Consider the following 24,240-nt stretch of genomic DNA (forward strand, 5'->3'; position numbering starts at 1 on the left):
TTTTTTGCGCAGTGATCGCGCTGGAAACGGACAGCTGGATGCGATTTATGAACGCTGGACCTCAATCGCAGCTACAGCCCCAAAAGCGTTCCCATGCGAGCTTCAAGAGGCATGGCAGAGGGGGCTGAGTTCTCCTGTAGCACTTCTGACGGTGACGTTGGTTGGTGGGACGGATTCAGAACCAATCGCCTGAGCGTCAGATTTTCCTGTTCTAGGGCTTGATACCTCTCTTGCAGGATTTCAATTTCCGCCTGGCGTGACTCATACCCCTCGTGCCATTCCAGCGCGAGAGCAGCTTCGCTCTTTCGCGCGCGCGCATCCTCGGCCGCACTGAGTAGGTACTCGCTTTCCAGCAGCAGGCCTGATCCCAGGCTGCGGATGACGGTTCGTGCTTTGTCATCGATCACCTCGACGGGCCCGTTCTGCCCCTCTTCCGCATCGGGCTTGCGTGCCAAGGTATCAAGCATGAGCCGATCCAGCGCGTACTGGTTCTCATCGGGGCCCCGGATCAAATCCTTGGCCAGGATCACGCGTGCGAGGGATGGCCACAGTTCATGGCGCCAGATTACGAGGTCCAGTCGGTGCCAGCCCTTGGGTGACACAAAAGACACCTCCGGTAGATCCTCGGGGTTGGCCGTAGACGCTATGGCGAAGTGCAACGCGAGGTTGCGCACCTCAACCCCAAAAAAGTAGGCCCCTTGCGTGGGCTCTGGTTCCAGCTCTACGGAGGTTTTGGCAACGACCTCATCAGGTTGCCAGTTGGAGGCCAAGATCGCATTCAATGGGAAGTGGGCCGACCTGAACTGGGTTTCTCCATCCCCGTTGAGGAAGATCCGCCCGTCCAGGCCAAATCCTGCGTAGTGGGCGTCAGGGTCAGCCTGAAGCATGGAGACCAAGCTCGCGGTGTACCCCCGCAGCCTCGTCCATTCTGGGCTCTGGAATCGGGATTCTTTGTCGCTGACGGCAACCGACTTGCCGCTGCCCAGGTTCAAAACTGCCGCATCTAGTTCCTGTTGAGTGCCATCGCCCTGCAGAGCCAGAGTGATCGCCATCATCAGACCGTCAACCTTCTTGAAATACCGGTTGTCTTCGTGCTCGCGGCGCAGCTTGAGCTTGCGCTCCTCGCGCTTCTTTTTCTCGCGCTTTTGGTCCTTGGTCAGCTTGGATGCCATGGGGGGCTCCTCAGGTGTAGCTGGTGGGCAGGTGGGATGGCATGTGCCCGATCACCACGCGGTTTGTGTCCTCGTCCCAGCAGAAGTAGATGCGCATGCAATACCGTGGATCTCGGGCGCTCCCCTTGCCCAGGTGCTGGTCCAGAAACCGCCGTCTCCCGCCCAGGCGGATGAAGTACAGGTCGCCCAGCTCGCCGGCAACACTCGGATCAACAGAGCCCCCGAAGTCGATCCCCAAGGCTTCCGCTTTCACCTTGAAGGCATTCCGGTCGGCCTTACCCGTCTTGACCTCGGTGTACTCGCTGGCCAGCAACTCCAGGCAGGTGTAGAGGAGGTCCGGGTTCTCAAAAGAACTGCGCTTGGTGGCAGACACAGCCCGCTGCAGGATCGTGATCCGGTGCGCATTCGCCTCGGCGTACTCGGCAATGTCCTTGAGCCCCCACTTCCGGGCCGTTGGAGCGCTGTCTGAGGCTGCAAGAATGGCTTCAGCCGGTGTGGGAGGGGTGTAGGGGGTCTCGCGGGTGAGCGCGGTCTTGCTGAGGGATACGGCCAGGTGCTTCCAGTAGGCAACATCAGCCTCTAGACGTGCAACCATAGCGGCATCATCTCTGACAGTCGTCACGCCGTTAGGGTTGCTCCCTGCAGCTACCAGCTCGCCGAAAACTGGATACCGCGCTTCGTCTACTTGGGAGCCCACCAGCGGGGCAAAGACCTCCAGCCAGAGGGTGTCAAGGAGTTCGATAGCGCTGGCATCGCCCATGCATAGCCGCCGTCCTGCAACTGGTTGACCGTTGCGCGCGGGCACCAGGAACACTTCCCAGAGGCTGCGCAAGGTCATATCGACCACTTGGGCGGCGAACCATGCTCCAGTAGGGTCCGTCCACCACTGCACGCGCAGACGATCTCCGCACATCGAGCCGATGGTGTCCGGGGCGGGCGGGCGGATGTGATGGTCCTGCTGGCCAAGCCATGCCCAGAAGGTTGCGGCCACCTTCTGGTGCTCGCCAGTCAGGCTGTATACCTCCCCCAGTTTGCCGACTGTATCGGCGTGTGCATGCATCTCCATCCTGGGAATTTGACCACGGGAACGGGGCAGGAGCGCCGTATCGCGGTCATCACCTGGCGTCAAACCCTACAGGGGGGCAAGAGAGATTTCATGGCCTGCACGCAACGTTTTGCGCTGTACCCCCTATAGGGTTATGAAAAAAGTTGCTTCATTGGAAAACTGTGTGCATGCATTTCGACGCAACAGGAATTGTCATGAACACCTTTTTGAAACGCCTTCTTGCCCGCGCCCCCGGTGATGGGATGCGCGTTCTCGTTTTTCTCGTCATCGTTGTCATCGTGGGGGCCGTGGTGACTGATCGCGCGATCACCAAGGGCATGAATGTGTCCCTGCAGGTGGCGAGCTTTTTGACGCTCACAGCAACTACTCCGAATGCAACGGATGCTGAGTCGCAACCTTCCCAATCTGCGGGCACTGTGGCTACCCCGATCCCTCGCTAGGGCTCTTGCGAGGCCTCATAGCCTTCTCAATAAGGTGGCGCACTGCATGAGTGGTCTGTGTACTTCACCTGTGATAGAAATTGGATGGGTTTCTGTCATCACGGTTCGTGCGTGACAGACCAGGCTTGGCAAAAACAACGAATAGGGAGCCCAATGGCAGTAGATGTGACAGCGCTTGAGCCGACGCGCGCGGGCGATACCGTGGTCGCACGCGAGATGGCCGCACTGTGGCCCAACCTGTTCGGGCCCGATGTGTATGTGCCGCTGAAGATCGGCATCGACAAGATCTTGGCCATCGACGCCCAACGCCGGGGCTCAGCCCTCACGCGCGCCAAGATTCGTCTTTTCTTGGGATGGCATGTAAGAAGAGCCCCATACCTTGAAGCTGTACAGCAGGGCGGTCCTCGCCACAGCATCAACGGCGCGGCCGAGAACGCCCGGACGGTCACCATGGCCAATGCTGCCTATGCTCAGGAGAAACTGCAGGCCCTGCTGAAACGCAATGATGCTCCGTCCGCCGAGGATCTAGATGACGAGGAGGGCATGGCCTGGTGGAACGCGCTTGATCGCCGGGAGAGGGCGAAGTGGATCAAAGCTGCTGGTGACACTGGCGTTGCTGCCGATGCCTGGAACGCCTTCAAGATGGCACTTGGAGCGCTGACCGAGAACGCTGGCCGTGGTTGAGGCACCCGCTGTGAGCGACCTTCAGCCGCGCGAACGCCTCTTCTACCGAGACCGGCTTCGAGCTGCTCGTTATGCGGCCCTAGCCGATGCCGAAGGTTTCGAGTCGATTTGCTTCGCGCTTGAAGCTCTTGGGCTTCGTCTGCGTGGCAGACAGGAAGCATTGGGGCTCTACAGGGAAAACATCGCTCCTCAGGCGATCAGGGCGCTTGTCTTTGCTGAACTCCCTGGAGCTTTCCCCTTGCGTTTCAAAACCTTTGAGGCGCTTTTCTCGATTGTTCTGGCCGCGCGCAACGACGCTATGCACACGGGCTCCTACGCCCGCCATGCGACGCAGGCGGCAATCGAGTTGTGTATTGGTTTGGAGGAGGTCTTGATGGCTGGTGTAGAGCGAACGGTTGAGAACCTCATGGTCTCGTCACCCGTTACCGTTGAATCGTGGCAACCGGTGGCACACGCACGGCAACTCATGCTGATGCACTCGTTTTCGTTCCTGCCGGTGCGGTTGGACGGGGCCTGGTGTCTGGTTTCGGAACTGGGGCTCGCCAAGTACCTCAGTGAGGGGTCCCGGAAGACCCGCATGTGTGAGTCCATTGCGGAGGCAAGGAGCAGCGGCATGCAGGTGCGCGCAATACGCGACGCGGAGCTTCTTCGTGCAGGAATGCCTGTTTCCGGCGTGCTTGCCGGTGCACAGGTTCAGGATGGCCCAATGCTCTGGTTGGTGGTGGACGAGCGCCAGCCTGATCAATTGGCTGGCGTACTCTCACCCTTTGAATTGATGTAGCCATCACGTAGGCCGTGGACCACGATGCTTCTGCTCAGCATCCAGACCAGTAACTCACTGGCTATCACCCCCGGCCTGCAAATATTTCTCGAAAAGGTACTGGACACGATTGGCGTCAGCAGGCCCGCCTTTGTATCCGTAGGCAGCGTCTACTGCTCGGTCCAGAGCCGCGTGTGCAGTTACCATCTCTGCAGGCATGGTGGCGAGGTTGTAGAGTTGGGCAAGGGTGCTATCTGGGTACATTGCCCTAGCGTCAAGAACCTCTTGTGCTGCGGCCTCGATGACCTGTTGCTTTTTTGTAGTCGGTTTTGCTGGCCATGGAAAGTTGTTGTAAACGATGTCCTTGGAGTATCGGTATCGGCTCTCCAGTCTCCCGCAAACTGCGCGCATCCAGGCGTTGTGAGCGCTGCTCGACAACACGCCAAAGTGATACAAGGTTGCGTCAGGAACGGTCATGAGCAGATCACTCGCAAGAATATCCGGCTCCAGAATCCCTATGGGAATGAATCGTCTTTTTTCGGACGACACTTTGGGTACAACCAAGTAGCTGCGTTCAGGAAAGAACTCCACATGGAAGCGTCGAGGTGTAGCACCTAATGCAATTGTTGGGCCGCTACCGCTTTTCTCCCGGAAGGTGCGAACGGCCTCTGTTCGCTTGCGACACTCTGGCAGTGCCGCCAGTTGATTAGGTGTTAAGTCCTTGAGCACAAGACACCAACGTTCAATCCCGTTAAGGAATTCATCTGAGCCCAGCCAGCGGCGGAATAATGGGGCACTACCAGGTTCCTTGTCGATGAACGCGTCTTTTTGCTCCGGTGTGAAAAGGTAATTCCCATCGTCAATTGGCTTGTTGCCAATACCCATTGCCGGAACGGCGCTCAAAGGAGTTGAGCGGCGCTTTAGAACTACATCAGGTGCATCCACCAGGTAGGGATTGATGCGTTTGACGATTTGGAGCTGCCCCTCATTCGCCTTGATGTTGGAGCCGTATTCGAACAGGCGGGGTTGCTCAGCGGGCTGCATACCGAATCCGACGATGATGCAGTGGACAGCGGCAACTCCGCGCCCTTCGTTGCTCCACTGGAAGGTGCGGTGCGCGAAGTGGATCTGTATTCCTTGCGCCAGCAGAATGGGCCACAGAACGCCTACTTGTTCGCCCTGGCAGATGCTGTTCGTAGACACAAGGGAGACACGCACCAAAGGGTTTTTGAGCATATAGCGCGCGGCCAGCACATGCCAGCAGGCCACGTAATCCAGCAATCCGAAGCTTGGGACGCCATTCATGACTACGGCAACGTCCTGCCGTTGCGCGGGTTTGAGGTACTTGGCTCCGACAAACGGCGGGTTGCCCACGATGTAGGTGCAGTCGGCCGCTGGAAGTACCTCCTCCCAGTCAACATGAAGTGCGTTGCCGTGCCGAATATGAGGACTATGAACGAGCGGTACGCTGGGGCGTGTACTGCCGAAGCGATCTGCGGCTTCCAGATTGAGTTGATGATCGGTGATCCACATCGCCACCTGAGCAATATGGGCCGCGCTTTCGTCAATCTCGATGCCAAAAAACTGTTCAACGCTCACTCGAATCATGGTGCTGATGTCCAGCAGGCCCTTGCTTTGTCCACCCTTGCTGAAAAGCCGGTCGATCAGATCCAATTCGAGGCGGCGTAGCTCACGGTAGGCGATGACAAGGAAGTTGCCGCATCCGCAGGCGGGATCGAAGACGCGAATCGACGGCAACTTGTCGTAGAGCGCCTGCAGCTTGGGGCGGCTGGTACCAGCTGCATGGAGTTGCTCTCGAAGGCTATCCATGAAGAGCGGATTGATCGCTCTCAGGATGTTGCGCTCAGAGGTGTAGTGAGCCCCCAGCTCGCGGCGCTTGGTCCCTTTCTTCTTTTTCTTGGCATTTACGCCATCCTTTTCATCTTGATCTTCGTCAGCCTCGTCCAGCACACCCTGGAACATCGCCCCAAAGATTGCCGGGGAGATTTTTGACCAGTCCAGTCGAACGCACTCCAGCAGCAGATCCCGGAGGGTGCTGTCAAAAGCTGGGATTCCTGATCGTTCGGTGAAGAGTTGCCCATTGATGTATTCGAAGGCCCGAAGGTCCTCATCGAGTAGCTTGCTTCTCTTCTTCTCAGGCGTGTCAAGCACCGCGAATAGCTCACTTAGCTGAGAACCGACATCCTTGCCATCCTCGCGCGTTCCCTCCATGAGTCGGCGGAACAGTCCGTTGTCGCCGAAGATGGCCGTGTCGTCGGCGAACAGGCAAAACAATAGGCGCGTGAGGAAGATCTCCAAGTCACGGCCTGTGAAATTGCTTTTGAGCAGCGCTTCGTGTAGCGCAGCCATCTTCTCGGCAGCGCGACGGTCGGCCTCGCTTTCCTCGGTGATCTCTGGGGCAGTGTCGCCAACGAGGAACCGGAACCACTCGGCACGTTTTGACAGCTCCTGCAGGAGGCACGAATACGACTTGTCCTGCGTGAGGTCAAAGAGGATGAACTGGTTGAAGTCGTGCAGCAAGACGTAGCGGGGCTGGTCTTGAGGGGGGCAGGCCCACCGGTATTCCTCAGCCTGTGCGCGTGCCTTCTTGAGGTCTTTGCCGAGGCTCTTGCCCTCAATGATCACTTTGCCGGGAATGAAGCCATCCATGAAGCCGTGACTGCCGTCACGCATGGTCAGCCTGAACTCACGGCTGTATTGGTGTGGCTGGACGCCGAAGCACGCCAAGAACTGTGCGGTGAAGAGCTTTTCGTCGGCCTTTTCGCTGCTTGCTCCGGCCCATTGGTGCGCAAAGGCAGAAAGTCGCTTGCGTAGTTCGTTCGTCGTGATCTTCGCCATCAGTTTCCCTCGTGTCCGGTGAGACGTTCGTTAGTGCATCGAATCGTGCACCATTCTCGCCCACGGATGAGGGGTCAATGACTCCCAGCGACTTTGTAACTGCCTGCCGGTCAATCAAGAGGGAAGCATGGCTCGAATGTGCTCGGCGGGACTTTCCTCAGCGTCGTTCGCTGGGTAGGCATCGGCGATGGATGCGCACTGTTCGACTACGGCCTGGGTATAGGCAAGGAGCTGGGGGCTCATTGTCTGCCCGACTGCAAGGAGGCCCGTGGCGCGTGCCATCTCTTCGAGATCTTCAAACCCCACGGCTTCAGTCCTGTGTATCCAATCTTTCACGGGTGTCTCCTTGTTTCGACGGTGTTTCGCATTGTGCTTGGAGGGACCTTTGGCGGCTACCAGCACCTGGTAGGTCAACCCGCCGCTCTTCGGTCCAGTGGCTCAAGCCTCACTGAGTAGACGCATCAGAGTCAGTGCATTGCGTTGGCCCTGATCTTCATGGTTCACGTTGAACACCACATGCATCACATCAACCTTCTCTGCGATGCTGTGGATCTGGGGCACCAGAGCGCGCAATTCATCGTCGGAGTAGTCGTAGTTGAAGCGATCTGACGCAGCCTCGCTTTTGATGTTCCAGGTCTCTTCGTTGCGCCCGTGGAGGCGAAGCACCGCCAATCTGGTGCTGGTGACATCCCACACCGGTTCGACGCTGTTGGAGGTGTGCGTAGGGCTGTCCACGATGACATTGGCAACCCCCATCTCGCGTTCGAATTCCAGGGTCGCACTGCGGTGCTGCCCCTCGAACCAAGTCTTGTTGCGAAACTCGACCGCGAGCAGATGGTCCCCCATGCGATCTACACACTCCCGGACGTGGGCCTGGCCATCGCGGTTGTTGATCACCCATGGCGCGAACTGGAAGTGGACCGCCGCAAGCTTTCCTGCACCAGCCAGGGGCTCCAATGACTGTTTGAATCGGCGCCACAGCTCATCGAGCACCGGTATAGGCAAATCCTTGTAGTAGAGGTTCTTCTTGCCTGCCAGCGCCTCAGGCAGAGCCGTGCGTATGTCCGAGTGCAGGACCTTTGGCTGGGTGGCATGGCCGGTGAACAGGCGAAAGGACTTCACATTGAAAACGAAGTCTGCGGGCGTGCGTTCGGCCCAGAGCTGAGCCGTGGAAGCGCTGGGCATCGCGTAGTAGGAGGAATCGACCTCCACCATGGGGAAGAGGCTTGCGTAGTGCCGCAAGCGCGCCTCGGGCGACTTCGCTTCTGGGGGGTAGAACTTGCCGGAGTCGATCAGCGATTTATCTGTCCACGAAGCGGTGCCGACGAGGATTTTCACGGGGGCTCCTTTTCTGGCGACGGCCAAGGGTGCTTGGGCTGGCACAACCTCATGTCTGTGGTTGCGCCCGCATCATGCCCTTACGAGATGCCTCATCGTAGGTGACTGCCTGCCGCCAACGATGTAGGAGTTGAGCGCAGCCTACTCCGCCATCGTGCTTTATTTCAGGCGCCCGCGAACTTCACCCTTGAGGCAGCAAGCTCGGAAAGGAGATCGCTCCGCGTGCATGCCTTCGTTGCGGGGTCAACGAAAAACACCAGCGAATTGGGCTCCTCGGCCTCTCTGCATGGATTCGCAGTAATGAAGCTGGCGTGGAAGACCCCGAACAGTACAACGTGGCTGACCATCATCCCGGCGAGCGGTACACAGGCGAGGGTATGGCCATTGTGGTGAGGGTTAGCGAACTGGATTGGGTGCCTTGGCGGGTCCAGGAAGAGCCCCCCAATCCCGATTTCAATGAGGGTGTCGCGCGTCAGACCTACGGTGTTGATCGCGCGCCGGTACTGCTCCCCACTCTGCGAGGTGATGGCCGTGTCTCCCAGCGTGGCCACCGTCATCAGGTAGGCCGTGCGACACATGAACCGCAGCAAGAGGTTCAGATCCATTTCCAAGCTGATTTTCATGGCACTGTCTATCGGTTGGGGCTCCGAGGCCTGGACTTTCAAGCCTCGCTTCTCCATGCCCTTGAGCACCTTGTCTGCAAGCTCTTTCGCGTCGGGCCCGAAGCCTTTGACGCCTGTCACCAAGCCGCTGGTGGGGTCCTTCTCGACAGGGTAGGGAAGGGAGAACTCAGCGCTACCCGGCGCCAACCTCACTCGGGCAGTATCGCCAGTGGGCAGCGCGCCAGTAAGCACCACATGGTCTTTATCTGAGCGGGATACAACCCCAGCGGAAACGGCCAATAGCTGCAGCATTTCAGAGCGAAGCATGGGCACGTCCAACTCGATGTTTAGCCTCTGGTTCTCTGATGCGTCAGCGTCGATCTTGAAGGATTCGGGTGTGCCCAGTGCGCTTGCCAAGATGTGTTCGCCGTTGACCGATTTGCACTCGCTCAAGGGTATGGCCAAGTATGGGCAGAGGGTATGGGTGGATTCCATGCGCGAGATCATAGGCAGTACGGACGCTTGCCGATGAATCGCAACGCTCGCTTCGAAGACAAGCTTTATCGATGTGTTGAAGGTCAGAATCGAATCGTGCGCTTAGTTTTAAGCCTCAAACCCACTGGTGAGGGTCAAAAACGAATAGATCGTTGCGTTTGACTACTTCCAGGGTCCATAATGGCTTAAACCTAAGCGATCATTGAGATTCAGGAGCGTGTACATGCAGATACAGGTAACGTCAGTTGAGAGCGTCGGTGTGGCCATCCGCGCTATGCGCAAGGTCAACAGTATTCGTCAGGAGGATGTGCCTGGAGTAAGCCATGTGTTCCTGCGCGACCTGGAGAAGGGCAAGGACACCATTCAGTTCGGGCGCGTGCTCAAGGTGCTCGATGAGCTTGGTATCCGGGTGCTGTTGGAGGTGCCTGATTCGCAGGCATTGGCTATGGCACAGGCCTTTGATCATTTTTTGCCCAAAACAAACATGGTTCTCCTTTCCAGCACCGAGAACAAAATGATCATCAAAAAGGTGCGTGAATGACAACCCGCACGCTCCAAGTCCTCATCAACGGCGCCCTGGTGGGCACGCTGCGCGATGCCGACAACATCTGGGCGTTCCAGTATGCCGGCACCTGGTTGGAAAGCCCCGGCGCATTCCCTCTGGCCCCGTCTCTTCCGTTATCCACCGACTGGCAGGTGGACGGCTCATCGTCGCGGCCCGTGCAATGGTTCTTTGACAACCTGCTGCCCGAGGAGCTGATGCGCCAGGTGCTGGCAAAAGAGGTGAACGTGGAATCCGCGGATGCCTTCGGCATGCTGGAGCGCATGGGCATGGAGTCGGCTGGGGCCCTGGTGCTGCAGGCTGAGGGCGCACCGCAGCCCGAAAAAGGCATGCAGCCGCTCACTTGGGAAGACCTGTCTCAACGCATCCGCAACCTGCCGAGGGCGTCTCTGAACAAGGATGCCCCCAAGCGCATGTCGCTGGCCGGGGCTCAGCACAAGATGGTGGTTCTCTTTGATCCGAAGAGCCAGGAATTGAGCGAGCCCCTGAAAGGCACGCCATCCACCCACATCCTCAAGCCGAATTCGACGGCCGAGGGCTATCCGCACTCGGTGATCAACGAAACGTTCACCATGCTGCTGGCTGCTCGGTTGGGGCTCACCGTGCCCAGTGTCTGGCACTTGTACCTCCCGGAGCCTGTGTTCATCATCGAGCGTTTCGACCGAACGCCTGGGCATATCGAACCCGACCGCGTGCATGCGCTCGACGGCATCCAACTGCTCAATGAGCCTGCATTCAACAAGTACACGAGCGCCACCCTCCCCAAGCTCAATGAACTTATCGACCAGTGTCGCAACAAGGTGGTGGCGCGCTTGGAGGTGTACCGCTGGATCATCTTCAACACGATGGTGGGCAACTCGGACTCGCACCTGAAGAACATCTCGTTTTTGGTGGATCAGGAGGGTAAGCGAGTGGCCCCCTTCTACGACCTCCTGTGCACGGCGGTCTATCACACGCGGGTCTACAGCGACGGCGATGCTGTCTGGCCCAACGAAAAGCTGGCCACTCCCGTTGCTGGAGCGACCTTCTTTGCTGAAGTGACCTTCGAAAAGCTCCTTGCAACCGGGATGGAGCTGGGGCTCAACAAGGTCACTGCCGCGCGCGAGATCGCCAAAATCGTGACCAAGTTGGATAAGGCCGCAGAAGACATTGCCGACAAGCTGGAAGCCACTATGCTCGACGGCGCAGGGCCAAACGGCACGCCAACCCGCGAGACCATCGGCGCACAAAGCCATCTCCTGCGCTCCATCCGCATGATTGTGATTGCGGACATGCTCAGGCTGGTCCATTTGCCTGTTCCGGCATCAAAGGAGCCCCAATGATCAAAGGTCTCAGCAATAGCGTAGCCGTGCCGAAACCGAGTCGGCGCAATCCTTTTAAGGCAGGTGGTAAGGCTGCAAGCCAGTTCGATCACATGCTCAAACTCTATGCTGAAGGGCACCGCGACCTACTACGGACGGGGCCGGTACGGTGCATGGGGTCAACACTAGCCTCTCGCCATCGCGGCGGATGGACAGCTCACGGACGGAATCGGCAAACCTGAATCCGGGCGGCAACACTACCGTCTGGGAGCCATTGCTCCAGCCGATGCGGGCTGTCAGCAAAGGGTTGGTGGTGTGCTTTTTCGGCATGTCATCCTCCAGGAAAAAGACTCCTTCTGCGAACAACTGCCCCCTTAGGCAGATCTTCATCGGCCACTGCCTGAAGCACCGATATCTGCGCAGGAGACAGCGGCCCATCGTCGGGCTCGTAGCTCTGGGCCACTCTCGTTGCGGACCTGCGTCGTTGATCATCAACCCGCGTGGGCCCGGGTGCAATGTGGCGACTATCGGACCATGGGTTGGTCATGACGATCCGATCAATAACCAGTCCGGGTCATCAGGTCGCCAGAGCGCTATCACCCACAGTCCACTGCAGCTCATCCACCACCCTGCGCATGATCCACACGCACTGCGCATCGGTGCACCACCGCTTGGCCAGCAGCCCCTTCAACGCAGCCTTCACTGTCTCCTCCTGGTTGCCTTCGTAGGTGGCGAGTTTTCTCTGGCAGTACGCGACCATCTGCGAGACCAGATCGTCACACATCTGGAAGGCCGCCATGACCTCGCCTGGCGAAGTGCCAGGGGCATAGAACTTCCCACCTTCCTCAATCAGGTTCATCTTGGGCTGAGCACCCGCAACGGCAGACGGTACTGCGGTCACCGGAAAGTCTTCCGGCACCCCGGGTGTTAGTGCCAGTGCAATCGTGATCAGCAGTGCCAGTCGAACATTGACCAGGGGCTAGAGCTGGTTCCATTTGAAGCCAACTGTGGATAACTATAGGGTGGATGCTTCGGTAGGTCCTCCTTTTTTTGAACTCTTGGTTGGTATTGCCGAGCCGTCAGGCGAGGCCCCTTCCTCCGCGGTCTCGCTAACCTGGGCCGCTGCTGCCTTCCTGGTCTGCTCACGGGTCTTGATGCGCCCTTTGGCTTCGTGCGTGCTGTGGCGGAAGCGGTAGGACTCGTTGCCCGTCTCGATGATGTGGCAGTGATGGGTCAAGCGATCCAGCAACGCAGTGGTCATCTTGGCATCGCCGAACACCGTGGACCACTCCGCGAACGTCAGGTTGGTGGTGATCATCACGCTGGTGTGCTCGTACAGCTTGGACAGCAGGTGGAACAACAAGGCGCCACCGGCCTGGCTGAAGGGTAGGTAGCCCAACTCGTCGAGCACGACCAGGTCCATGCGCACCAGACTCATGGCGATGCGTCCGGCACGGCCCTGGCTCTTCTCATGCTCCAGGGCATTGACCAGATCAACCGTGGAGTAGAACCGCACTCGCTTGGCGTGCCGAGTGAGCCCAGCAATTCCCAGCGCCGTGGCCAAGTGGGTTTTGCCGGTGCCTGGGCCGCCGACTAGCACCACGTTCTGCGCATCCTGCGTGAACGAGAGGTCCGCCAGTTTCTGGATCAACGCGCGGTCGACCGGCGCGACGGTGAAGTCGAACCCAGCCAGGTCGCGGTGCATCGGGAAGCGTGCCGCCTTCATCTGGTGGGCGATGGAACGCATCGCCCGATCAGCATCTTCAGCCTGCAGCAGGTGCTCCACCAGCCAGCGTGATGCGGCCAGGGTCGTATCGCCGCCTTGCTCCGTCAGATCGGCCCAGGCCGTGGCCATGCCGTTGAGCCGCAGCGCCTTCAGTTGGGCCTGCACATCGATGGAGGTCTCACGCATGGCCCACCTCCTGCCCGTCTAGATGATCCTGGTGGGTGGGGCGCAGCCGGTCATAACGCGCGGTGTCGGCCTTGGGCGCCTGGGTGAGTTGCAAGGACGTCTGCGCCTGCGCCGGCGTGGCCGGGTTGTTCAAGCGGGCCAGCACGTTGCGCACGTGCTCCACGCTGATACTGCCGCTGGGGGCCCTGCCTTCGAGTACCAACTCGATGGCCACCAGCACCGCTTCCAGCCCGGCCTGCGGCACCACGGCCAGCACCTGTGCCATGACCCGGTCTCCTCCAGGGTGCCTGAGCAGAGACTGGCGCAAACGCAGCAACGGCGCCGGAAGGTCCAGGAACGGCGTGCCATTGCGCAATGCGCCCGGTTTGCGCTGCACCAGGTCGATGTAGTGCTGCCAGTCGTAGCTGGTCTGGCCACTGCCCGGCAGCCGGGCATGGCTGGCTACGACGGCATCTGCGGCCGCCACATCGATTCGTTCGGGATAGACGCGGGTGCTGACGATGTGGCCGGCCCACTCGCACGGCACGGAGTAACGGTTGCGCGCGGCGGCCACCAGGCAGGTGCTGCTGACCCGGGCCAGCCGCTCGACATAGCCGTTGAAGGGGGCCGGCATGGACATGAGGTGAGGCTTCTCCAACTCCCACATCTCGGCCACGGTGAACTGTCGGTGGATCGGATGCGTGGTGTCGCTCCACACCGAACGACACCGCTCGCTCAGCCAGGCATTGAGTTCGATGAACGAGCCGAAGCGACGGGTCGCGGCTTCGATCCAGATGCGCCTGCGGCTGTCCTGCACGTTCTTCTCCACCACCCCCTTCTCCCAGCCCGAGGCGACGTTGCAGAAGTCGGGGTCGAACGGGTAGTGGCTGCACATGGCTGCGAAGCGCGCGTTGACCGTGCGCTGCTTGCCGCGTTGCACCTTGTCCACGGCGGTGCGCATGTTGTCGTAGATGCCGCGCCGGGTGACGCCGCCAAGTGCCTGGAACGAGCGAGTGTGGGCATCGAACAGCATCTCATGGCCCTGGCTGGGGTAGGCCACCAGCCAGAAGGCACGGCTGGCGCACAGCTTCAGGTGCGCCACTTGCACGTTGTAGAACACGCCGCCGACGACCATGGCTTCGACGCTCCAGTCGAACTGGAAGGCCTCGCCCAGCTAGAAGCTCATCGGAACGAACGCCTTGGACGGACTGGCTGCCGACTCCACCCGCCAGCGACGGATGTAGTCGGTGACGGCGCTGTAGCCGCCGCGGTAGCCCTGGGCCTGTATCTGAGCAAACAAGGCACGGCCGCTGCGCCGTCCCTGCTTGGGGCGATGGCTGTCGGTTGTGAGCGCTTGATGCAGGATCGGCTCGAACGCAGTTAGCTTGCCATCGAGCTTCACCCGCTCGTACTTCGGGGCAACATCGCCGGGCGCCTTGAGCCACTTCTTGACCGTGTTGCGCGACAGGCCCGTGCGCCTTGCGATCTCGCTGAGGGAGAGTTGGTCGCGCAGCCTCATGCGCCTGACCTTGCCAATCATGTCCATGGTGATCACCTTGAATCCCTGCTGAAATTCTCAGCAGGTCAGTGGAACACCCTGGTCAATATTGGATTGGCACTTTGCGGTTTAGCTGGTCAAGTTTGCATCGGCACCAACACCCCGGGATAGTTGGCACGATCCATCGACATATCGACTCCTTGCTGGCTGATGCACCTTACAACCGCAAGCCGGTGCGGTGCAATCGAATTGCTTCAAAACGGCGCAGGCGACTCCACCAGCTCCACAGGCCCGGACCCCTCATACAGCACCTCTCCAGACTGCTTCACCGTCACCCGCCAGATCTCACCCTCCTGCGTGACCGCATACGCCTCAGCCTCCAGCGGCAATATGGTCTCTGCCGGGAACACACCACCGGCTGTGCCCGGTGGTGTGCACATCAGCGTTGGGTAGTTCCAGGGCGCGTTGATCGGCATGGCGTGTCCTCAGTGGATCACCACCCTCACACCAGCCGCACTTCAAAGTACGCCCCTTCCCCTTCGCCCAGGTCCCGGAACCCCGCCTGCTTGGCCGCCGCACTGGCCTTGCCCCAGGCCTTGAGCAAAGTGAGATCGCCAGGAGACACCACCTCGGGCTGCGACTCTTCCAGGCTGTGCATGGTGTCCAGGGCGGCGGCGACTTGCTCGGGACCACCGAGCTGCTTTTCCAGGGCTTGGGCATACCGGGTTTCTGCGGCAATCCGCTCCTTGGCAGGGATCTCTTCGGGGTAGTCGCGCAGGGTGACGACATAGGTGGATTCGATGACTTGCATGGCGCTGCTTCTCCTGTGGTTGAATACTGGATAAATATACAGCTTTTGCCGCAAAAGCGCATGTAGGATGAACCCAAGGAGGCCTCCCCATGGAGCACTCTTTTGCCCCCACAGTCCTGGCTTCAATCCCTTGGTCGGACAAGAGCCTGCTCAAAGCGCGCGAGTTTTTACAGGTCTTGAAGGCGAGCGGAAGGATGGGCAAAGGCGCGGAGAGGGTCGGCCGGGATTCCTTCGAAAGTAGGAGGGTGATCTCACCTTCGGTGTAGACCACCCGGCTAGGAGGTTTGGGTTAACTTTAGAATTCTTCGATCTAAGGTCATGCTGTCTACCCCCTGGCTGTCTTTTCAAAGAAGGCTCTGAAGACGCGCTGCAAGTTGCGAACCGGTAACCTGCGTAAGCCCCGTTCGGCCATCGACCAAAAACAACGACTTGCAAAACGGCCGATAGAGCCAAGAACGGTCATCCACGGCCACCCAGCTGCGATGCGGCACGTTGTTCGCCCAAAGCCAGGCATGGCACTCCGCCTCCCGCTCGTACCCTACCAGCGTATTCGGGACGTTCGTTAGATCGCGATATCTGGGGGTGACGCCCTCGACCATGGCGGCAATGTCCGGAGAGAACCTTTCCAATAGATCCTCATAGGCCTGTTCCAGGCGCCAGGTGCTGGTGATCACGATCTGGCACTCGGGCACCTGTCGTAACGCTTCTTCCAAGATAGGTAGGCAACAGAAGTGCCTCGACTCATGACAATGCTCTGGGTGTAGGACCCCATCAAAATCCAAAAAGAGTATGGGCACAGTGCTAATTCAGAAACAGATTTCCAACAGGGATGAAATTTCTACAGAGTTAGCCTGCCAATGAGACTAGTTGGTCGTGGTCTTTTTAGTCTCGTTGGACGGAAATCGGGTGGATGTCTTCCCGAAAGCGTGTCCCACCCCAAGCCGACTTTGGTCGGGCGCTGCAGCAATTGCGCGCGGCACGCGGCTTGGTGCAGGAAGACATGCTCTTGGCCACCAGTCGCCGGCACATCAGTCGTATCGAGCAAGGGCACCAAGTTCCCAGTGTCCGCACCATCGAGGTGTTGGCCGAGCAGATGCAGATCCACCCTTTGACGCTCGTTGCAGCAGCTTACTGCTCGGAGTTGGACGCGACTTCAGTCAGTGAGCTCCTTAAGGTTGTCAAAGCCGACTTCAAGAGCATCGTCTCAGATTAGGCGTGGCATTCCGAGTCAGCTTGTTCCTGGGCATGCTGAACCAGCATTTGAAGTCCTTGTATCAGTCCAGTACCAATCGGTGTGGCGTCCTGGCGTTGCAGCATCCGATTGACGATCTCCCGATCAACGGCGGTACTGAGCAAGCACAGTGCTTCCTGCAGAGTTTCGAGACCGACTTCCAAACTGTCGCCTGAACGTTTGGCCCCCGCCTTAGAAAGAAGCAACAGCGTGATTGGTAAGGCCGCACGTGCAGGGTCGTGGTCCCCATTGCAGCCAACGCCAGACAGAAGGTCTCGAAACTGGTCTGACACCAACAATAGGTGGTTGTCATCCAGCGCATCCGGCAAGATGGATTCCCATCCCCGTGATGTGATCAGACCCATCATGTCCTGTGCACCAAATTTTCCGAGAGTCGCTTTTTCCAAACGCAGCATCATTCGCCATTCAAGTTGATTAGAGACTATTTGGTCCCGTTCGAGACCGTGGTGTGCGAAGATATCCCAGTGGGAATGCCGTTTTTGAGTCCCAAGTGCGCCCGCCTCTCAATGGAAATAAACAGGTTGCCCGAATGTGTTTGGAGAGGCAACCAGCCTGTTGCCCAATCCTTTTTGCCCTCTTGAAAAACCGTCTGGATCTCACCCGTTTGACCGAACTTGACCGGCAGTTTTGCGACTACGCGAAGCTGCAGCGCAATGCCACGCCCAGATGCGGGTGGACGAAGACGATTCGGTTGGCACTGGGAATGAGTTCCAAAGCGCTTGGAGAGCGTTTGGGTATGACCGCCCAGGGCGCACGCAAACTGGAACAGGCCGAGGCGAACGGGACTATCACGCTGAACACTCTTGCGCGCCTGGCGCATGGCCTGGATTGCGAAGTGCACTACGTTTTCGTTCCGCGAACCAGTTTGGTGGAACAGGTGCTCAGGCGTACCCATGAAGTTGCAGGGTTTCCGATGCCACCAGCGCTCGCTGTGACCGATGTTCTGGCGGAGGCACAAAGACTGGCAGCCTTGTCCACCGTGCTTGCCCAAGTGAACAAGCGAGGTCTTTGGTGAGCCAGACGTACCTCGACGCGCGAGATTGAACTAACACGCGCATGTTATCGATCATGCGCGTGGTACGTTGACAGACCGCCCAGGCCACCTTGACACAGGAAACCCTCGAACAAACGCCTTGGGCGAAGGGGTTCAGGGAGGACGCCCCTGTCAGCTGTGCCAGTGTCATCCGCTATGCCGTGGAAGACAGACAGTGAATCGCCCCGGATTCCCTAGACACTTTTGAGCCGTTGGAAATGGTGTCTTTCGAACTCTACCGGTGAAGTATCTCCGGCAGTGCCGTGGCGTCGCTTAGGGTTGTAGAACATCTCGATGTAGTTAAAGACATCGGCTCTGGCTTGATCGCGGGTTGGGTAGATTTGGCGACGGATTCGCTCTCGTTTCAAAAGTTGAAAGAAGCTTTCGGCCACGGCGTTGTCATGGCAATTGCCCCGACGGCTCATGCTGCAAACCAGGTTGTGAGCGCGCAGGAAGTCTTGCCATGCATGCCCAGTGAACTGACTGCCCTGATCAGAGTGGACGGTGACAGCAGCTTTGGGTTGTCGGCGCCACAATGCCATCAGCAGAGCGTTGAGCACTAACTCAGTGTCGATGCGGTGCCCCATGGATCAGCCGATCACCTGCCTGGAGAACAGGTCGATGACGGCACTCAGGTACAACCAGCCTTCATGGGTGCGGATGTAGGTGATGTCGGTCACCCATGACTGATTGGGCTCGCTGACATTGAACTGGCGCTGCAGATGGTTTGGTGCCACCACCGCTGGCTTGGCGCCACGCGGGCCAGGTCGGCGTCGATAGCCAGTCTGTGAACGCAGGCCTTCAAGCTTGAGCAATCGGGCCACGCGGTGCTTGCCGCAGCGCTCTCCCAGGTCGCGCATGTCCATCGTGAGCTTGCGATAGCCATAGACGCCGCCACTCTCCAGTCACGCGTGCTTGAGCAGGTCCAACAAGCGTTGATCGTCCTTGCCACGAGAACTCACCGGATCACACTTCCAGGCGTAGTAGCCGCTGGGGTGCACGGTCATGAGCTTGCACATGCGGCGAACGCTGTGCTGGTGTTCATGCCGCTCGATGAATGCGTACCTCACCCGGACTGCTTGGCAAAGTACGCTGCGGCCTTTTTTAGGATGTCGCGCTCCTCGGTCACACGTTTGAGCTCGGCCTTCAGTTTGCGCAGCTCATCCGCCTGTGACCCCTGCGCTTGCCGTTGTGCCGCGGGCATTCGATGGGCCTTGATCCACTGATACAGGCTGTGCTGGCTAACACCAAGCCTGGCGGATACGTCGACCACCTTGTGGCCACGCTCGGTGATCTGTTTGACCGCTTCGGTCTTGAATTCTTCGGGGTATCTTTGCTTACTCATGGCACCTCCTATTGGGCCTCAGGTTTGAGGCTCAGAGGTGTCTAGAAAACCCGGGGCGATTCATTCCATGGATTGCCAGCAATAACTCAGTTAGGCGCATGAGAGAGATTCGATCGTTCCAGGGCTTCCGAGTAGATGGCTTGCTGTTTCGTCCTTATCGACCTTCCACGCGCGGACGTAATAATGGGATTCCCCTTGGGGCAATGCCGCCTCATTGCATCACCGTTGGTTCCACAGCCATCAGGTGATTCGACACCCCATCTTTCGTTTCGCACCGCCAGGTTGCCCAGAGCTTGGAGCCAGCGGCATTGGCCCCACCAATATCCAGCTCGAGAGCAAGCCAGTTTCGGGCAGCCAAGACCCTCCGGTTCGACTGCGGAAAGATCAGCATCTCTGCACTGGTGTTTACGTCCAAGTTCTGCGTGATCCTGCCCACGTTGTCCAGGACGTGAAAGAATAATCGCTCGGGAACAGATACCAGCGACGGGTGAACCACAGCTGTCGAAGTGAACTGCTGAATCTGCGCCCAGTTGTCTTGCGGACCTACGTCTTTGCGATAAGCAACCCCATGTGCCGCTACGTGCACGTCTCCTGAGACGATGGCCACTCTGAGTTGCTTTGCCTTTGCGGTCGCGAACAGGGTTTCGAGCAGGCGCAGACGTTCGCCCTCATGGTCGTCGTGGGTCCAGTGATCTTTTAGATCATCGGCACTGCTATCAAGAACATGGTCGGAGCCGAAGTTGTCCAGGAATGCCTCCGCCAGTGACAACTTCGGGTGTACGACCGGGACGGAGGACATAAATAGCAAGTGCTGGCAACCTTCTCCTGGGTGCTTGCGCCCGTTCTCTGGAATCTGCTTGAGCCAGTCTTTCAGAGCGCTCCATGTGTCCGGTCCCAGCACCTGCTCGTGAGAGCGTTCTGTTCGCAGGTCGGCTACCAGCAGCTGCACGGGGCCGATAGCGTGCGCGAAACTGAAACCGGGTTGTAAATCCAGTAGAGGCAACGCGAGGGCATCGCCTTTGAGTGCTTTTGACCACTCAATCTTCTTGAAGAGCGGGTCATTCGCTCTGACTTGCACGTCGTCTCTTCGCGTCAACTCAGGGAGGCTCTCAGCCGCATGCTGCATCTGGAACACCCAGAATGCTCGTCGTGCATGATGGAAGAGTCGTTGAAACAGCGGACTGTGCTGCATCTCGCAGCTGTAGGAACCCCAGCCATCGAAGATATCGTGGTCATCCCACATCATGACCGTGGGAGTTCGCGCCATGGCCTGCGCTGCATCAAGCGGCTTAGCCTTGGTATCCCAATCGCCTCGTTCTTTGGGTAGCCATCTGTCGGCGTACAGGTTGAGGTAGTAGTCCTCAATCCTCGCCTCCAGCTCGGGGCCGACGGGGAATACCAACTGCTGCTCTCTGGGTAGGCCAATCCACCCCTTGAGTTCCTTGACGTCTTCCCAGATAGAGTCAAAGTAGATCTGATCTCCTCCCATCAGCAGCAAGTGGAAACGCTGCAGATTCTTGTCTTGGGTCCTCGATTCATGCCAAAGCTGCTCCTTGTCGAGCATGTAGCCCGCAGGGCGCACCTGCTTGTCGTGGTTGCACAGCAGATCCGCCCAGACGGCGTTTTCACCCTTGATCAACTTGCGGATGCTGCTGGGGTCCGAAAAGCCATTGCATGACACATAGGCCATGCGAGGTGCATAGGCCTTCCCTGACACAGTGAAGTGCCATACCTCGTCGACCCCTCCAATCGTGTACTCAACCTTGCGCTCTTGATCACCTTGGTGTGTCGTCAGGTCGTAGCGAAGGTATTGGCGTCCGCCGTGCTTGAGCAACACCTTGCTTTTTGGCGCTGGCTTTCCATCAACGGTAAATTTAGGTGCTTTTTCGTCCTCATCAATGCCGATCAGCGCACTGACTTTCCACTTTCCTTTTGAGGCCCCCCGAAACGAAAGCACGGGCCCAAGCAGAATTTTTGTTGCCATTGAAGTGATCCCTCCGTGGTTATTGTTGAATTTCTTTCAAGCCTTCTTACACTGCCCTTGAGCAATGGCTTTGACGATCCGCGCTCGTGCCTGCGCACGCTCGGCCAGATACTTGCCTTCGCCTGACTGTTCCAGCCAATCCAGGAATCGCTGTACGGCGTGACGCGTCTGACTTGGATCCCGGCAGTTCGCCAAAAAGACGAACTGCATTTTCTGGATCTCGTCAGCTACATAGATATACGTACTAAGCTTTAACGAGAAGGCCAATAGTTGCAACCCAGGGAAGTACTGCAAAGAGTGACCAGCCCAGGCACTTCTTTACCCATGCATGCTTGGCGTTGGCAATCTCGGCGTTCCTATGGATTTGTTGGCTAAAGTCAGCTAACAGTTGATCATGAGTTGCCCGATGCAACTCATTGCAGTAGTCGACTGCAGTCATTGAGGCGATGGGGCAGAAAAACAGCAACGACGAGCTGGGGCCAGAAAGCCTTGGCGAAAGCACCATCGCGGTGCAGGTGAGTGCAATCAGCAATGCGCCTGCAGCGGAGACACCGAAAAGAATCGCCCAAGGTGACTTGGAAGGGTCAACGCTGAAGAATGCGCCTAAGGCAGCGAGCATCGCGATGTCAACGGCCGTGATTGCTCCAACCTTAATCTCGGCTGCCGCTACCCATCCGAGGTTGCGCTCCAAAATCCATTGCGCAGTGACTAATCGCTCATTCGGGGTGCTCATGATCTTTCCTACTCGGCTTTCGGGGTACTTGGGGATTTCAGAGGGCAGTCATCGCAACTATTGCAACAGGCTTTCCCTTCAAACGACTTCCAGAACGATGCCTCCTCAACTTCCCAACCAACCAACGCTATGGCCAGAGTCGAAGCTGCGGCTGCATGCTCGCCACAACGGCGAATCCTCTTCGGCCGCTTTCTCCCACTTGACCCGCAGAAGCAGCGTTGCTTTTGATTGACTACTTTCTTCGACGCACACCACACACTGAAGATGTGCACACCATCCATGTAGAGTTTGTAAATCTTCCTGCGCCGAACGACGTGGAGTCGCTTCTCTTTGAGCGCAGTTGCGAAGTCGACGCTCAATACAGCGGCGGAGGTCTCCGCGGCAAACTGATACTGGGCCGCGAGACCATGAGCCCACTCGCTATCGTTGGGCCACCGCCTGACCTTCTGAGCTCGCACCTGCAAAGTTAGGTATTTCCAAAGGGTGTCCCACCACTCAGCCGCAGTGGCTTCGTCGACGACGTCAAGTGTGGCAGCGCCCCGCCAGTACAGGCAGAACGAGCCATCGTAGTTAATGTGACGCTGAGGGCAAAACGACGGAAGATTGGTAGGCGTGAGCTCTCTGGCAGACACCACCAAACCATTCTCAATGGCTTTGATAACGTATGGAACAGTCCGGCCATCGCTCAGACTGAGTGAGAACCTGAGGATGACGCCGGCGGCAATGCGTTCAACCGCAGCGTTGTACTGGGGTGCCAGCGCCGCGATGAAGTCCACCGCCGAACTCATCATCAGGCCTCCGTTGTGCCGCAGTAAGGGCGCACGACCTTCTCTTGCGCCCTCGCGATTGCCGGTGTCCTCGCGGGCGTTCCGAGGGCGCGCGCACTGCTGGCAGACTTGTCGCCGCTGTCCGCAAGGGCTTCCGTGACTTCAAGGTAGTCAAGGTTTGCCGCCATGCGCTTGTTACCGAAAATCTTCTTCACGGGGTCAGACGCCTCGTCATATGCGCTCTGGCCAATGGCTGTTTCCGACCCATTACACCGGACCTGCTCATCTTCGGACGCCAGCACACCGCGGCTTACAGAGCACCGCACACGTGTGCCTTTGACTCCAAGACGCGTCACGGTCATCGGGCCGTACTCAAATCCAATAGCTAGGCCAAGCTCGCCGGAGAAGTACCCCTTTTCCTTCAACAGTTCGAGCGCAAGGTCGAAGCTGCTGCGAAAGCCCCCAGCCAGCCGCGTGGCTTCGGAGATGGTTTCTTGGATGTCGGTGATAGCCGCGGTTCCTTCGCAAATCAAGCCATGGACGCAATCGCCAATAAAGCGGACACGCCGGCCTTCAAACTCGGTCGTGAGCACGCGTTCAAGTTCGGCCCTGAGTACGTGCAGTACTCGGACCACATCTTCAGCATTCGACTCGATGTTGTCCGCCACGTAAGCAGTGAATCCATCGATGTCTGCGTAGATGCTCACGGCTTCCTGGCGACGAGAGTTTCCCGGCGTAAGTGACGCGATATCCATCGTCGAGAAGGGCGGCGTGTGGCGCTTGAACTCGAAGGAACCGAGAGGATTGTTCTTGAGGTCCTCGCGCCACTCCTTCACGATTGTCTCAGCGGTGACGTCAAGCGCTGCCGCGTCTTGGCATGCTTGAATTTCATCCTTCGTGAGTGCGACCTTCTCAGGTGCGTCCTCCTCATCTAAGCCAAGCACTTTGCGTGCTGCATTCGTGAGGTAGATGCCCTTGGTCGACAGGTTGCTGGCCAGCTTCGCAGCGTGGTTCGCAGCATCTCCCAGAAACAGCGGCTCACGATAGCCATTGCGCCCATTGTTCACAGCCAACGTCTCGCCAGTATCAATGCCCACGCGCACAACTGCGCCAGGCAGCTTCGCATCGTCGTCTTTCGTCTCCGCGAGAACGTCAATCATCAGTTGCGCCGTGGCTACGGCTCGCTGAACGCGCTTTTTTTCGGCACCTGTTTCAGAGTTATAGGGCTTCGTAAAGAGGCTGTGCAGTCGCTGATTGTGGAAGTCCACGCGGCGGGCATCCACGCGCTTGAAAATGCGGCTGACAGCCCGGTAGTGTTGGTCCAGGAAGCGCAAGGTGCGCTTGTGGCAGTCAGTGCCCTCGACCGCCGTTTCGTTCAGCATGGCTTTCAGATTCAGGATGTCGGCGTACATGTGCACCCCATCCACACGATATGCGGTGTTGGTCGGTATCGACTCCAAGGACATGTCGCGGCCGTACTTCTTGATGTTTACCGTCTCCACGTCGTCCATCTTTTTCTCGATGTGGGCTTTGGCTCGGTCACTGTTCCAGGTGTGGCTCATGGTCGTCTCCTCGTGTAACCCGCGTGGACAAAGGTGGGTCCGATGCGTATAGTTAGATTATGGGTCTACATTCCCAACCCGTCAA

24 protein-coding genes and 2 pseudogenes are annotated in these 24,240 nt (G+C 58.3%); 7 read left to right on the plus strand and 19 right to left on the minus strand.

What is annotated here, in order from left to right:
- Positions 1 to 71: 71 nt before the first annotated feature.
- Both AC1RVY_RS02520 and AC1RVY_RS02525 read right to left on the minus strand, forming a co-directional pair.
- Complete coding sequence (locus AC1RVY_RS02520) at positions 72 to 1,172, minus strand: hypothetical protein (RefSeq protein ID WP_492805152.1); 1,101 nt, start codon at positions 1,170 to 1,172, stop codon at positions 72 to 74.
- 10 nt (positions 1,173 to 1,182) lie between these two features.
- Complete coding sequence (locus tag AC1RVY_RS02525) at positions 1,183 to 2,232, minus strand: hypothetical protein (protein ID WP_492805154.1); 1,050 nt, start codon at positions 2,230 to 2,232, stop codon at positions 1,183 to 1,185.
- Positions 2,233 to 2,405: 173 nt separating this feature from the next.
- On the opposite strand from AC1RVY_RS02525, the gene AC1RVY_RS02530 reads away from it, so the two are divergent.
- The 3 genes from AC1RVY_RS02530 (at position 2,406) to AC1RVY_RS02540 (ending at position 4,143) form a co-directional block, all read left to right on the plus strand.
- Positions 2,406 to 2,678 (plus strand): hypothetical protein, encoded by a 273-nt coding sequence (locus AC1RVY_RS02530; protein ID WP_492805155.1) that lies wholly within the window; start codon positions 2,406 to 2,408, stop codon positions 2,676 to 2,678.
- A gap of 153 nt (positions 2,679 to 2,831) precedes the next feature.
- Positions 2,832 to 3,362 carry a ProQ/FINO family protein gene (locus AC1RVY_RS02535; RefSeq protein ID WP_492805157.1) on the plus strand — a complete coding sequence of 177 codons (531 nt, stop codon included), beginning with the start codon at positions 2,832 to 2,834 and terminating at the stop codon, positions 3,360 to 3,362.
- A 10-nt stretch (positions 3,363 to 3,372) separates the two neighbouring features.
- Positions 3,373 to 4,143: a hypothetical protein gene (locus tag AC1RVY_RS02540; RefSeq protein ID WP_492805159.1), complete on the plus strand. Its 771-nt coding sequence runs from the start codon at positions 3,373 to 3,375 to the stop codon at positions 4,141 to 4,143.
- 54 nt (positions 4,144 to 4,197) lie between these two features.
- On the opposite strand, the gene AC1RVY_RS02545 is transcribed toward AC1RVY_RS02540, so the two are convergent.
- The 4 genes from AC1RVY_RS02545 to AC1RVY_RS02560 all read right to left on the minus strand — a co-directional run bounded on the left by AC1RVY_RS02545 (position 4,198) and on the right by AC1RVY_RS02560 (position 9,416).
- Positions 4,198 to 6,981, minus strand: coding sequence for a DNA methyltransferase (locus AC1RVY_RS02545; protein WP_492805161.1), 2,784 nt, complete (start codon positions 6,979 to 6,981; stop codon positions 4,198 to 4,200).
- A 114-nt stretch (positions 6,982 to 7,095) separates the two neighbouring features.
- Entirely contained in the window at positions 7,096 to 7,317 is a 222-nt protein-coding gene (locus AC1RVY_RS02550; RefSeq protein ID WP_492805163.1) for a hypothetical protein, read from the minus strand.
- Between the two features lie 102 nt (positions 7,318 to 7,419).
- A complete protein-coding gene (locus tag AC1RVY_RS02555; RefSeq protein ID WP_492805164.1) occupies positions 7,420 to 8,319 on the minus strand; it encodes a DUF72 domain-containing protein in 900 nt (299 codons plus the stop codon).
- A gap of 164 nt (positions 8,320 to 8,483) precedes the next feature.
- Entirely contained in the window at positions 8,484 to 9,416 is a 933-nt protein-coding gene (locus AC1RVY_RS02560) for a hypothetical protein (protein WP_492805166.1), read from the minus strand.
- Positions 9,417 to 9,639: 223 nt separating this feature from the next.
- Here AC1RVY_RS02560 and AC1RVY_RS02565 point away from each other — a divergent pair, with 223 nt between their 5' ends.
- Together AC1RVY_RS02565 and AC1RVY_RS02570 are read left to right on the plus strand one after the other, a co-directional pair.
- The gene (locus AC1RVY_RS02565) at positions 9,640 to 9,957 is read left to right on the plus strand and encodes a helix-turn-helix domain-containing protein (protein ID WP_492805168.1); all 318 of its coding nucleotides are present in this window, start codon (positions 9,640 to 9,642) and stop codon (positions 9,955 to 9,957) included.
- Positions 9,954 to 11,300, plus strand: coding sequence for a HipA domain-containing protein (locus AC1RVY_RS02570; protein ID WP_492805169.1), 1,347 nt, complete (start codon positions 9,954 to 9,956; stop codon positions 11,298 to 11,300). The genes AC1RVY_RS02565 and AC1RVY_RS02570 overlap by 4 nt, the downstream gene beginning before the upstream one ends.
- A gap of 556 nt (positions 11,301 to 11,856) precedes the next feature.
- On the opposite strand, the gene AC1RVY_RS02575 is transcribed toward AC1RVY_RS02570, so the two are convergent.
- From AC1RVY_RS02575 to AC1RVY_RS02600, 6 genes and pseudogenes are all read right to left on the minus strand, one after another.
- Positions 11,857 to 12,138: a hypothetical protein gene (locus AC1RVY_RS02575; RefSeq protein WP_492805171.1), complete on the minus strand. Its 282-nt coding sequence runs from the start codon at positions 12,136 to 12,138 to the stop codon at positions 11,857 to 11,859.
- Between the two features lie 156 nt (positions 12,139 to 12,294).
- Complete coding sequence (gene istB / locus AC1RVY_RS02580) at positions 12,295 to 13,191, minus strand: IS21-like element helper ATPase IstB (RefSeq protein WP_492805173.1); 897 nt, start codon at positions 13,189 to 13,191, stop codon at positions 12,295 to 12,297.
- Positions 13,184 to 14,716: pseudogene (gene istA / locus AC1RVY_RS02585) on the minus strand (IS21 family transposase). The gene istB and the pseudogene istA overlap by 8 nt, the downstream one beginning before the upstream one ends.
- Positions 14,717 to 14,922: 206 nt before the next feature.
- Positions 14,923 to 15,144 carry a hypothetical protein gene (locus AC1RVY_RS02590; RefSeq protein ID WP_492805174.1) on the minus strand — a complete coding sequence of 74 codons (222 nt, stop codon included), beginning with the start codon at positions 15,142 to 15,144 and terminating at the stop codon, positions 14,923 to 14,925.
- A 26-nt stretch (positions 15,145 to 15,170) separates the two neighbouring features.
- A complete protein-coding gene (locus AC1RVY_RS02595) occupies positions 15,171 to 15,479 on the minus strand; it encodes a hypothetical protein (RefSeq protein ID WP_492805176.1) in 309 nt (102 codons plus the stop codon).
- A 344-nt stretch (positions 15,480 to 15,823) separates the two neighbouring features.
- Complete coding sequence (locus AC1RVY_RS02600; RefSeq protein ID WP_492805178.1) at positions 15,824 to 16,276, minus strand: HAD domain-containing protein; 453 nt, start codon at positions 16,274 to 16,276, stop codon at positions 15,824 to 15,826.
- 113 nt (positions 16,277 to 16,389) lie between these two features.
- On the opposite strand from AC1RVY_RS02600, the gene AC1RVY_RS02605 reads away from it, so the two are divergent.
- Entirely contained in the window at positions 16,390 to 16,692 is a 303-nt protein-coding gene (locus AC1RVY_RS02605) for a helix-turn-helix domain-containing protein (RefSeq protein WP_492805180.1), read from the plus strand.
- Here the strand turns inward: AC1RVY_RS02605 and AC1RVY_RS02610 are convergent.
- Positions 16,689 to 17,129 carry a hypothetical protein gene (locus AC1RVY_RS02610; RefSeq protein WP_492805182.1) on the minus strand — a complete coding sequence of 147 codons (441 nt, stop codon included), beginning with the start codon at positions 17,127 to 17,129 and terminating at the stop codon, positions 16,689 to 16,691. The two genes, AC1RVY_RS02605 and AC1RVY_RS02610, sit on opposite strands and share 4 nt — an antisense overlap.
- A 206-nt stretch (positions 17,130 to 17,335) precedes the next feature.
- On the opposite strand from AC1RVY_RS02610, the gene AC1RVY_RS02615 reads away from it, so the two are divergent.
- Positions 17,336 to 17,746: a helix-turn-helix domain-containing protein gene (locus AC1RVY_RS02615; protein WP_492805184.1), complete on the plus strand. Its 411-nt coding sequence runs from the start codon at positions 17,336 to 17,338 to the stop codon at positions 17,744 to 17,746.
- A 212-nt stretch (positions 17,747 to 17,958) separates the two neighbouring features.
- Here the strand turns inward: AC1RVY_RS02615 and AC1RVY_RS02620 are convergent.
- The 6 genes and pseudogenes from AC1RVY_RS02620 to AC1RVY_RS02645 all read right to left on the minus strand — a co-directional run bounded on the left by AC1RVY_RS02620 (position 17,959) and on the right by AC1RVY_RS02645 (position 24,155).
- Positions 17,959 to 19,109, minus strand: a pseudogene (locus tag AC1RVY_RS02620) (IS3 family transposase).
- A 211-nt stretch (positions 19,110 to 19,320) separates the two neighbouring features.
- Entirely contained in the window at positions 19,321 to 21,093 is a 1,773-nt protein-coding gene (locus tag AC1RVY_RS02625) for an alkaline phosphatase D family protein (RefSeq protein WP_492805186.1), read from the minus strand.
- Between the two features lie 36 nt (positions 21,094 to 21,129).
- Entirely contained in the window at positions 21,130 to 21,303 is a 174-nt protein-coding gene (locus AC1RVY_RS02630; protein ID WP_492805187.1) for a hypothetical protein, read from the minus strand.
- A gap of 34 nt (positions 21,304 to 21,337) precedes the next feature.
- On the minus strand, positions 21,338 to 21,826 hold the full coding sequence (locus tag AC1RVY_RS02635) for a Pycsar system effector family protein (protein WP_492805188.1): 489 nt from the start codon (positions 21,824 to 21,826) through the stop codon (positions 21,338 to 21,340).
- 8 nt (positions 21,827 to 21,834) lie between these two features.
- Positions 21,835 to 22,614 carry an E2 domain-associated cysteine-rich protein gene (locus AC1RVY_RS02640; RefSeq protein ID WP_492805189.1) on the minus strand — a complete coding sequence of 260 codons (780 nt, stop codon included), beginning with the start codon at positions 22,612 to 22,614 and terminating at the stop codon, positions 21,835 to 21,837.
- 2 nt (positions 22,615 to 22,616) lie between these two features.
- On the minus strand, positions 22,617 to 24,155 hold the full coding sequence (locus tag AC1RVY_RS02645; protein WP_492805190.1) for a nucleotidyl cyclase domain-containing protein: 1,539 nt from the start codon (positions 24,153 to 24,155) through the stop codon (positions 22,617 to 22,619).
- Between the last annotated feature and the right edge of the window lie 85 nt (positions 24,156 to 24,240).

The sequence above is a fragment of the Acidovorax sp. GW821-FHT11A03 genome (genome assembly GCF_058809075.1).